At 32.0% G+C, this 10,722-nt stretch carries 8 protein-coding genes; 1 reads left to right on the top strand and 7 read right to left on the bottom strand.

The window, feature by feature from the left end:
• Window positions 1-45: 45 nt before the first annotated feature.
• Window positions 46-3,381: an endonuclease gene (locus L3J35_06510; GenBank protein ID MCF6365841.1), complete on the top strand. Its 3,336-nt coding sequence runs from the start codon at window positions 46-48 to the stop codon at window positions 3,379-3,381.
• 70 nt (window positions 3,382-3,451) lie between these two features.
• On the opposite strand, the gene L3J35_06515 is transcribed toward L3J35_06510, so the two are convergent.
• From L3J35_06515 to L3J35_06545, 7 genes are all read right to left on the bottom strand, one after another.
• The gene (locus L3J35_06515) at window positions 3,452-4,504 is read right to left on the bottom strand and encodes a T9SS type A sorting domain-containing protein (GenBank protein ID MCF6365842.1); all 1,053 of its coding nucleotides are present in this window, start codon (window positions 4,502-4,504) and stop codon (window positions 3,452-3,454) included.
• Between the two features lie 347 nt (window positions 4,505-4,851).
• Window positions 4,852-5,550, bottom strand: coding sequence for a hypothetical protein (locus L3J35_06520; GenBank protein MCF6365843.1), 699 nt, complete (start codon window positions 5,548-5,550; stop codon window positions 4,852-4,854).
• A 96-nt stretch (window positions 5,551-5,646) separates the two neighbouring features.
• Complete coding sequence (locus L3J35_06525) at window positions 5,647-6,360, bottom strand: hypothetical protein (protein MCF6365844.1); 714 nt, start codon at window positions 6,358-6,360, stop codon at window positions 5,647-5,649.
• Window positions 6,361-6,527: 167 nt separating this feature from the next.
• On the bottom strand, window positions 6,528-6,953 hold the full coding sequence (locus tag L3J35_06530) for a T9SS type A sorting domain-containing protein (GenBank protein ID MCF6365845.1): 426 nt from the start codon (window positions 6,951-6,953) through the stop codon (window positions 6,528-6,530).
• Between the two features lie 78 nt (window positions 6,954-7,031).
• Window positions 7,032-7,718, bottom strand: a complete 687-nt coding sequence (locus L3J35_06535; protein MCF6365846.1) for a carboxypeptidase-like regulatory domain-containing protein — start codon at window positions 7,716-7,718, stop codon at window positions 7,032-7,034.
• A 2-nt stretch (window positions 7,719-7,720) separates the two neighbouring features.
• A complete protein-coding gene (locus L3J35_06540) occupies window positions 7,721-10,102 on the bottom strand; it encodes a T9SS type A sorting domain-containing protein (protein ID MCF6365847.1) in 2,382 nt (793 codons plus the stop codon).
• A 3-nt stretch (window positions 10,103-10,105) separates the two neighbouring features.
• Window positions 10,106-10,372 carry a hypothetical protein gene (locus L3J35_06545; GenBank protein MCF6365848.1) on the bottom strand — a complete coding sequence of 89 codons (267 nt, stop codon included), beginning with the start codon at window positions 10,370-10,372 and terminating at the stop codon, window positions 10,106-10,108.
• Window positions 10,373-10,722: the final 350 nt, after the last annotated feature.

Consider the following 10,722-nt stretch of genomic DNA (forward strand, 5'->3'; position numbering starts at 1 on the left):
AATTATTTAAAAACCGTATATTAAATTATACATACAATGAATATTATGATGCGAAAAACAAAACTGATTGTACTTTTAAATTTAATATTTTTTACAAGTTTTGCTCAAATACCAACAGGTTATTACGATACGGCAACCGGAACAGGAGCTGCACTTAAAACCCAGTTGTATAATATCATAAAAAACCCCGGTGTACCAACTTATACAGAGTTATGGACAGCTTTTCAATCTACAGATGTAGATATTTATTATGAAAACGACGGAACAGTATTAGATATGTATTCGGAAAAACCTGTTGCTACAGATCCGTATAACTTTACATTCGTTACAGATCAGTGCGGCACTTATACGGGAGAAAGCTCTTGTTATAACAGAGAACACTCTTTTCCGAAAAGTTGGTTTGCTTCTGCTACTCCTATGTATTCTGACTTATTTCATTTGTATCCGACAGACGGATATGTTAACGGAATACGAAGTAATTTACCTTACGGACCTAATAACGGAGAAGGCTATATCTCTCAAAACGGCTCTAAAAAAGGAGTTTGTACGGCCGCTGGGTATTCAGGAACAGTATTTGAACCGATTGATGAATTTAAAGGCGACTTAGCTCGAACTTATTTTTATATGGCAACTTGTTATGAAAATGTTATTACGGGGTGGACAAGTGATGTTCTTGACGGAACTTCTTTCCCCGTCTATAATACCTGGTACTTAAATATTATGTTGCAATGGCATACACAAGATCCGGTAAGCCAAAAAGAAATTGATAGGAATGATGCTGTGTACGGGATTCAAGGAAACCGAAATCCGTTTATAGACCATCCTGAGTGGGTTGAGTGTATTTGGAACAATAACTGCGGTGTTCAAAATCCGGATAACTTTACAGCAGTTGCTTTTTCTGAAACTCAAATTAATTTAGCCTGGATATTAAATGCTGCAAATGATAATATTGTTCTTGCGTTTAATACAACAAATACTTTCGGGACTCCGACAGGAACTTATACCGCAGGAAATACAATTTCCGGAGGCGGAGAGGTTTTGTTTGTCGGAAATGCAACTTCATTCAGTCATACAGGCTTAATAAATCAGGTTTATTACTATAAAATATGGTCTGTAAATGCGGCGAATGAATATTCAAGCGGTATTACTGCAAGTTCCTCTCCTTTGCTGGCCGAACCGACTAATAGTGTTACAAACTTTATTGTAAGTAATGAAACTTCAAATACAATTAGTTTAACATGGACAGATGCAACAGGAGGACAACTGCCGGAAGCATATTTGATAAAAGCAAGTACAGGAGGAATAACACCACCGGTTGACGGAACTCCGGAAGCTGATGCACAATTTGTGAAAAATATAGCTTATGGTACGGAAACAGTTACATTTACCGGCTTAACGCCTTCAACAACATATTTTTTTGAAATATACCCTTATACAAATTCAGGAAGTAATATTAACTATAAAACAAATACTGTTGAATCAGCTATAGGTAATACTCTTGTAGGTTCTTCTGAAATTATAAATGAAAACTTTGCGACTTGCCTTCCGACCGGTTGGACAACTTACTCTGTGTCCGGCTTAAATGATTGGTCTTGTGATGTAGGCGGTTTTGTTTATGTAAATGCTTATAATAGTGATGTTGCTTGTAATGATTGGCTTATTTCTCCTGCGGTTAATTTGGATATTTACGGCAGTGAACTTTTGACTTTCACTACATACACACGATATACAGACGGCGGGATTACGGACCCTGAGGTAAGATTGAAATATTCAGCAGATTATTCCGGTTCCGGAGATCCTCAGTTAGCCTCATGGACAGAAATTCCTTATAGTTTTCCGCTTGAAGATTCACAGGCATGGACAGTTTCAGGAGATGTTGATGTAAGTGCTGTTAACGGAACTTCAGTTTATTTCGCATTTGTTTATACTTCTTCCGGAACAGGAGCCGGGACAAGTACATTATGGCAGGTTGATGATGTTTTATTAACAGGTTCTCTATTGTCAACAAATGACAGTGACTCGGAAGTTTCAGCTCCGACTTCTCAAATTGCCGCCTCAACAATATCCTCTCTTTTAGATACGGAAATTGAAGCTGTTGATGTTTTCTCTTTTAATATTCAGGATAGCGGAACTAGTGATGCTTTGCAAACGGAAGTTTTAAATATGAGAATTTATCCGGGAAGCTCAAATACGGCTGACTGGACAGACTGTATCCAATCGGTATTATTGAATGACGGTGCAAATATAAGTATTTCATCATTGTCAATTACAGATACCTACATTAACATACAAACAGCTCCTGTTGTTATAAATGACGGCAGCTTAAAAACTATTACAATGTCTTTATATTTGAATACCTCAAATATTATTGACGGAACTGTTTTGTCTTTTATGATTGATGCAAATAATCACGGGTTTGTTGCTGACGGTCAATTTTCTACTTTCTCAACTGTTATTAACGGAGGAAGCGATATATTATCTAATGACTTTACCGTAGACGTAGGAGCAACCGAATTAGTTTTTTCGCAAGAACCGGGAAATACTTTAGTTAATGTTGCAATGAATCCGACCGTGAAGGTAAAAGCCGTTGATATAAACGGAAATACAGATGTTGATTTTAATACGGCAATTACAATAAGTTCAACCGGAACAATGAGTAATGATCCTGTAAGCGGAACATGGACTTTAGGGAGTGCTGATTTCAGCAATATTATTCATACAGAAACCGGAACCGGTTTACAATTAACCGCAACTTCGGGAACTTTTTCGTTAAACAGTGCTTTGTTTGATATTTTTTGTACTCCTGTTGACGCAGCCAACCTAAATGTAACTTGCGGACAGGCACAAAGTGAGATTTCATGGTCAAATTCTTCATGTTATGATGAAGTTATTATTGTAGTTAATGATGCTTCAATAACCGGAACACCTGCCGGAACTTATGTTGCAAATTCAACAGATTATACAGATGTTGCAAATCCTGATTTCCCGGGCGGAGGGAAAGTTGTTTATAACGGAACTGTTTCTCCGCAAACCATAACAGGCTTAACTAACGGTACAAATTATTATTTTAAAACATTTGTAAACAGTTTCGGGTTATGGTCAACCGGAACAGAAACAACTTGTACGACCGTTAATGTGGAGCAAACAAATAGTACCTTTAAATTATATCCTAATCCTGTTAATGATTTATTGACTGTTGAGAATAGTTTTAACGGTATATATTTAATTGAATTGATTGATGTTACGGGAAAAAGTGTTTTTAAATCAATTTCGGAAAGTAATTATTTTCAATTAAATGTTAATTCATATCCGAAAGGATTATACTTAATAAAGATTTCAAGTTCTGACATTATTTACAGACAAAAGGTTATTATAGAGTAAAATTAAAAAGAGCAAAATATTTTATTTTGCTCTTTTATTAACAGTATTATGAATTATTGAAATGAATTTGTTAATATATAACTAACTTTTTAGTAAATTTAGTATATTTATTTTCAATATTTAAAAAATAAATACCTTTTGCTTGATTTGAAAGGTCTATATTAATCAGTTCGTTATCAATTAAAGTTTTTAATATTGTTTTTCCTGATAAATCTGTAATTATGATAGTTATGCGGTTCTCTTTATTGTCTGAGAATATATTATTAAGTATCGTAAATTTTCCTTTTGAAGGGTTAGGGTATATATTAATATTTTTTGAGTAAAATTCAATATCGGTACTTAGGTTAACTTCAACTGTCCAGTTTTCTGTTACTCCTTTTTCGGAAGTTATTTGATATGTTAGTGAGCCTGATGAAAAGTTGTTTACGGTTTCTCCGCTTATTTGTTCTGTGCCGTTTATTTCAATATATGATTTTACGGCATTTTTAAAGTTTGCCGTTAAGTTTGATATGTCGGTATTTGAAGGCATATTAACATAGACTGTTTTAGTGTCATAATTTATTTCTCCTACAACTGAATCGTTTTCAGAAATTAATGAATAGAAAATAAAATCGTTTCCTGCACAAAGTTGCGGTGCAATGCCTACAGCTGTTAATGTGTCTCTCAGATGATAGGTTTCATTAATATATAGGTCGTCTATAATAATTTGTTTATCGGGAGAAATTAGAATGTGGTAAGGTGTGTAGCTTATTCCGTAATCACTGAAAACTGAACTGCCTTGTCCTTCAATACCGCTTATGGGAGGAAAGTTCATTGAATAGTTTTCGGCAAAGGATCTTACCGTGGCATTGTCTGAAGATAATTCAATTCCGAGGAATGCAATTTTACCGTAACCGCAACCGAATTCTTGAAATACTGTATCAATTGAGGGGGTTATATATTGACAGGGACCGCATCCTGTACCGAAAAAGTCAATAAATACAAATTGTCCGTTATCTAAATAATCTTTAAACAGGCTGTGTTTGTGTCCGTATATATCTTCAGCCGTAAAATCGGAAGGACCTTTTTGGCTGAATAAGTTAAGGTTTACACTTATTAAAATTGATATTATTACTATTCTCATAAGTTTTAATTAGAAGTTATTCTTCATGGTAATATTTCTGTTATATAACATGATGTAAAAATAATAATAAGTTGCAATATTTTCAGAGAATTGCAAATAATTATAGTAGTGTTTTTTTACGATGCTCCCTTACTATTGTGAAACAGTATATTGTTTTGGATAGGGTTTTCTTTTTGCTGCCGGTTAATGTCAGTTGAAAGTTAAAAGTTAAAAGTTGAAAGTTGAAAGTTGAAAGTTTTTTTGTAATATGTATGCTTGTTACGGCTTGCATTTCGCCTTGTTGCCAATCGGGGTTAGGCAAATGTATATTGTCCGGATATAATATTTTCAGCAGACTTTTAATATAATTAATTTATCTTTTTTATTTTAATACTACCGGGATATATATAGCCGGGATCTGTATTTGGTGCAGGGGCATAGTCAAAATCTCTCCACTCATAATAGTAACCGTTTTTTTCGGGTTTTAAGAAAAACTCATAATTTTCATTTCCTTCATATTCTATATAATAATATCCGTTTTCATTTGTATAGGTATAAATACCGGTAGTATCAGGATAATTTGCATTGCCGACGGGACGTTTTAACACTGATATTTTTACGCTGTCAATCCAATACGTAGAATCTTCATCGCACATAATATATCCCTTAATTTTTACGGGACCTTTTTTTACCATTTGGTAGTTTGTGTCTTCATAAGGCTCACCCCCTTTGTATAATTGCGGATAAGGAGAGTTGTTTCTTACCGGATAAATATAATCGGGATGGGTCATATCTATATAATAAATACCGTTTTTTACTTCAATATCGTAATATCCGTTTTTATCCGTATAAAATATATAATCGGTTTCCTCCAATTCTCCGTCATATTCTTCTGATTTATATAATTTCATTTTTACCTTTGATATTCCGTTTCCGAGGGTGTCGGTAATATATCCGTATTGTCTCGAATATTTTGAAGCTCCCCATATTAAACGTTTACAAGATTGAATATTTACCGCAAAAAATATTACAGCTGCCGAAAATAAAATGTATTTTATTGTTTTCATTTTCTTTTAGTTAAAGTAAAGTTGAAAGCATAAAGTTAAAAGTTTTTTTGCAATATATATGCTTGTTACGGCTTGTTGCCAAAAATTTAAAAGGTATTATTCTCCTGTTTTTTTCATTTCAAAGCCCCAAGATATAACATAACCCGGGTCATAATTTTTTGCTTTACTGCAATCTTCAAAATAGTAACCTCCGTCATAATAATAACCTTCTTTTTCGGGTTTTAAGAAAAATTCGTAATTTTTATCTTCCGGATATTCTAAATAAAAAATACCGTTTTCGTTTGTATAAGCATAAATTCCGGTATTGTCCGGATAGTTTGTATTACCGACGGGACGTTTTAATACGGATACTTTTACGCTGTCAAGCCAATATGTCAAATCCGGAGAAACATATCTTATATCCCCCTTAATTTTTACGGGACCTTTTTTTACCATTTGGTAGTTTCTTTCTTCAACGGATTCTCCTCTTGAAGTTTGCGGATAAGGAGAGTTGTTTCTTACCGGATAAATATAATCGGGATGGGTCATATCTATATAATAAATATAATCATTATTATCAATATATATTTCATAATGACCGTTTTTGTCAGTATAAAAAACATAATCGGTTTTTTCTGTTTTTCCGAAAAATTCTTCTGCTTTTAGAGTATCTAATCTGACGTTCGATATTCCGTTTCCGAGGGTGTCGGTAATATATCCGTTTTGTTTTACAAAAGTAGGTGCTCCGAAAATATTGTATTTACAAGATTGAATATTTACCGCAAAAAATATTACAGCTGCCGAAAATAAAATGTATTTTATTGTTTTCATGTGTCTAAATTTATGCAATTAACTAACAATGGATAAGTTAAATGCTTACTGTTATTTGTTAAATTTGTTTTGTTCTGCACATAGGAACACCTGTAACTATGAGCAAGAAATAAAGTCGGTACGTTTAGTCATGTCCTTGGGTGTTAAACTTGTTTATCATGGGTGTTTCATTGTTTTATGATTTTACGTGATATTATTTTATTGTCGTAATTTATTTTTAAAATATATATTCCGCTTGGTTTGTCGCTTATGTTTATTTGTATGTTGTTTTGTTTTATATTGTTTTTCAAATATACGATTTTTCCGGCTACGCTTTGTATTGATAATTGAATATTGTTTATTGAATATTGATTATTTATATTTATGTTAAATATTCCTTTTGAGGGGTTGGGGTAAATTGTTATGTTTTCGGCTTCGGGCAATACCGTATTGCTTGTTTTGTTTTTATTTTTGTATATTTTGTTTTGCTTGTCGTTCTCTGTCCATTCTTCCGTAATTAAGTTATTTATGTATGCTCCGGTGTGCAAATGCAACTTATCTGCTGCACTTGCGTGAAAACCGTTTGTAATATGTATGCTTGTTACGGCTTGCATCTACGCTGAACTGAATAAAACATTACGGTTAATAGAAGTATAGGAATTATTAGTTTTGTTTTCATAATTCATTCTGTTTTAATTTAATTTTTGCATTTCAATATCCATTAGACCTGATTGTTCAGATTTTACAGTTATTTCAATTTGTTTATCCCAATAATTTTCATGTTTTAAGTAGAAACAGTAATAAGGATACCCATAATTATAAAAATCAATATTAAAATTTCCGGATTGGTCTGTATATGTATAATATTTTGTTTCAAATTTTTGCGATGTATTATTCCTTAATTTGTAAAATACAGGCACTTTAACATTGTTTATGCCTTCTCCTGTTTCGTTATCTGTTACTGTTCCCAATATATTTGTTTTTTTTAAAGGACGCATGGTAATATTTATTTTATTTTTTTCTCCGTAATCAACTCTTATAACATGTCGTTTGAAATCATCATCATAATCTGAAATTGACATGTATGCTTCCTTATAGGGATATACGGCATATATAGGAGTTCCTAAATAACTTGAAGTGGAATTTTTTATTTTATAATTTCCTTCGTTATCTGAAAAAGTTGAATCAACAAGGATTACACCATCACTTAAACTATTATTGTCATATAAATAAATACACACATCACTAATCGGATTTTCATTTTGGTCAATTACACGCCCTGTTATTCTTGTAACAGGCATTGTTATTTTCATAAACCAATCGCATGAACTGAACAATAAAATTGTAAGAAATGCTGAAATTATTAGTTTTGTTTTCATATTTATAAAATTATTATTTTTTCAGTTAAAACTTTATTTTTAAAATATATTGTAATTAAATATATTCCGGCAGTCAAATTGTTAATCTTAAAAGGATTTTCTGTGTATTCTTTTTTTATTATAATATTTCCGGTTAAATCTGTGATAGTATAGTATAAAGGTCTTTCTTTATAGTTTAATTTAATTGTACAATTCCCGTAATTTGGATTCGGATAAATAATAATATTATCTCTGTTCTCAACAATAAAATCCAGTTTGCTTAAAGAACTTTCATATTGATTAGAACTTTTTGTAAATATTTCGCTTTTATCAGGAATAATGCAATTTACTCTTGGTTTTATATAGGTATGAAACTCATTACTTGCAGAAGCGTGAAATCCTTGTGTAAGTTGAATGCTGTTACTTGCTATCACATCTCCTTCGTTCCAGAAAGGATGATTATCCGGTAAAATTATATTTTCAGGAATTATTTCTTCTAATAAATTATAAGCAAATTCTTCTGAAACATTAACATGAAACTGATTTATTCCGGATTCTTCATCAGGATAATATAAAGCATCAAAAGGAGTTTTGTTCATTATATCAGGGTCTCCAATAATATTATAGTTGTAATCTGTTGTATTAATATCAAGACTGCTTATTGTCGGAATAAAACAATGAGAAGCTTGATATAAAGTAAATGCATCCTGGTCGCTGTCATAGATTATTTCCATTGTATTATATATTCCTCCGGGAGCATAATCAATTTTATAATTATGCTTAATTTTAACTCTTTTAGCATTAATATTTGCCCAGGTTGCTTTAAAAACTATTTTTTTTTTGTCTGCAGGCATTGCATATACCCATAATCTATCTTTTGCTTTGCTGTTATGCTTCTTTTTGTAGTATAATAACAGGTCATCATCCGGATGTGGTAAGATTGTACCATCGGAAGCACCGTTTGAGAATGCAATTTTTCTTAATTCAGTCGGATAATTTCCTATGCTATTTATGTAGTTTTCAAAATCTTCTTTATCCTGATGTGCTTTTGCAATATTATTATCTTCGTCCGTAGCAAGATGATGGAAAAGTAACATTTGTTTAGCTGCTTTATCATTTAATCTGTTAATAAAATCTTCAGCATTAATATTTCCGTGTTCGCTACTGAATTTAATTAAATGCTGTAATCCTATCGGGATATTTGCTCCGTTTTGCGGACTGTCAAAAGAAACAAATAAACGAGTATGATGTTTAAGATTATTATCCTCCATATAAGTAAGTGCTGTCCGGGTTACCAAGCCTCCCATGCTGCCACCGGCAATTATTAATTCATTATTTCTGTCTTTATATATATTATTTATATCATCTATTGCCTTTCTTACAAGTTGTGCATTTACTTTTAGGTCTGTTCTTGGTTTATTAAAATTCAGAAAAATAATATCATAATCGTTTTCAAGTAAACATTCTGCAAAATGTTCTTTATTGAATAATTCCCACATTTCTTCAAAATATACATTATCCATAATATCAAATCCTTCAACAATTAAAAATGGATTATCTAATAAATCATTGTTCGGTGCTTTTATTATTGCTAACTCTCCGTTTGTACTTTCATTATTTATTGGATCGCTTTCAATAGTTACAACAATATAATCCGGAATATCCTTAGCTTTTACTTCAAAAGCAAATTTTGTAACTAATGTATCACTATTCTGTGTAATTGCTTTAATCGAAACTGTTTTTTGTCCGGTTTCGGCATAGCTTACCGGCAATTCTGTGCCTTGTTTTATTTTACGATATCCGAAACCGTCATCAAAATCAACAAAAATTTCTGTTATTATTTCATCGGTGTTTGTATATAAATAATTACCGTTTAAAATAAAAGAAAAATCATTGCCGTAATATGTATGTGTTTTATACGGTGCTGCGGCAAAAGCTCTTTTTACTTTGTAAGGGTTTTCGTTTTTTTCGGGATTTTTAATTATTTTATTGTTTTGCAGAATTAAAAGTTTGTCGACAAAAGCATTTTCTTTAATTTTATTATAGTTGTAATTAAGCAAATATATCGGTATCAGTTTTCCGTTTGTAAATTGTCTTTTTGTACCGAATATAAATTTTAAATTCGGCATATTTACGGTGTCTTTTTCGTAACTTGCGTTTTGCAGTTCGTAATACATTTGTTTCCAAATGCTTTGTTTACATATTGCATCTTTATTTTTGCCGGTAAATTTTTCTATACCTGAAAAAGGTATAACTCTGTCGTATAGTATTCCCGTTGTAATTTCAGAGCGGTCAATTTCGGAAAACATTGCTTGATGTTCTTCAAATGTATCTGCTTCATTAAGTTGCGAAAATGAACTTTTAAAAATAAAAAGCAATATTAAAAATATATGTATCTTTTTCACGGCTTATTTATTTTGAAGTTTTTTAATTTGTTTTTCCAACTTCTCAATACGTTTGTTTTGTTCAATAATGTAAAGTGTAAGTTCTTCAATTTTAACCATTTGCACGGCATCGGTTTCGGCAAGGTTTAAACCTTTTTCTTTAATTTCTTTTGCAGAAGGAACACCGGGCAAATGTTTATTTTTATTAATAAACTTTTCGAGTTTATTAAGCGGCATTAATTTATAGTTGTTGTTAAAAACATAGTCGCCCCAAGGATTTTGTGTTTGCACCCATATATCTTGTTTTACCCAAAGGTCGTGATTTATTGTAACGTTTCCGTTTCCGTAGTAAATATCATTTCCGTTTTGTTGCCAAATACTCGGTACATTTGTTAAACCTGAGCCGTCGCCTGTAAATTTTGTTGCGGTAATGGTTCCGTTGCCCGAGAACCTAAACTTAGTCTCCGGCTCAATATTCTGCCCCGATACTATTTCATCCGGGTTATATCTAATATATCAATGTCGTTTAGTTAATAATCTGTCATAACCTTTTGTAATTCATAGAATAAGGTTTCTTTTGCCGATGTTTTCGAATGTTTTTCCGATTAGGTCTTACAAGCTCCCGGGTGTTGTAAACAATT

Source organism: Bacteroidales bacterium, from assembly GCA_021648725.1.
Lineage (GTDB): Bacteria > Bacteroidota > Bacteroidia > Bacteroidales > JAADGE01 > JAADGE01.

Excerpts from the sequence above, each read along its gene's own strand:
- L3J35_06535 (MCF6365846.1), bottom strand. The coding sequence starts at position 7,718 with ATGAAAACAAAACTAATAATTTCAGCATTTCTTACAATTTTATTGTTC.
- L3J35_06525 (MCF6365844.1), bottom strand. The coding sequence starts at position 6,360 with ATGAAAACAATAAAATACATTTTATTTTCGGCAGCTGTAATATTTTTT.
- L3J35_06530 (MCF6365845.1), bottom strand. The coding sequence starts at position 6,953 with ATGCAAGCCGTAACAAGCATACATATTACAAACGGTTTTCACGCAAGT.
- L3J35_06510 (MCF6365841.1), top strand. The coding sequence starts at position 46 with ATGATGCGAAAAACAAAACTGATTGTACTTTTAAATTTAATATTTTTT.
- L3J35_06520 (MCF6365843.1), bottom strand. The coding sequence starts at position 5,550 with ATGAAAACAATAAAATACATTTTATTTTCGGCAGCTGTAATATTTTTT.
- L3J35_06515 (MCF6365842.1), bottom strand. The coding sequence starts at position 4,504 with ATGAGAATAGTAATAATATCAATTTTAATAAGTGTAAACCTTAACTTA.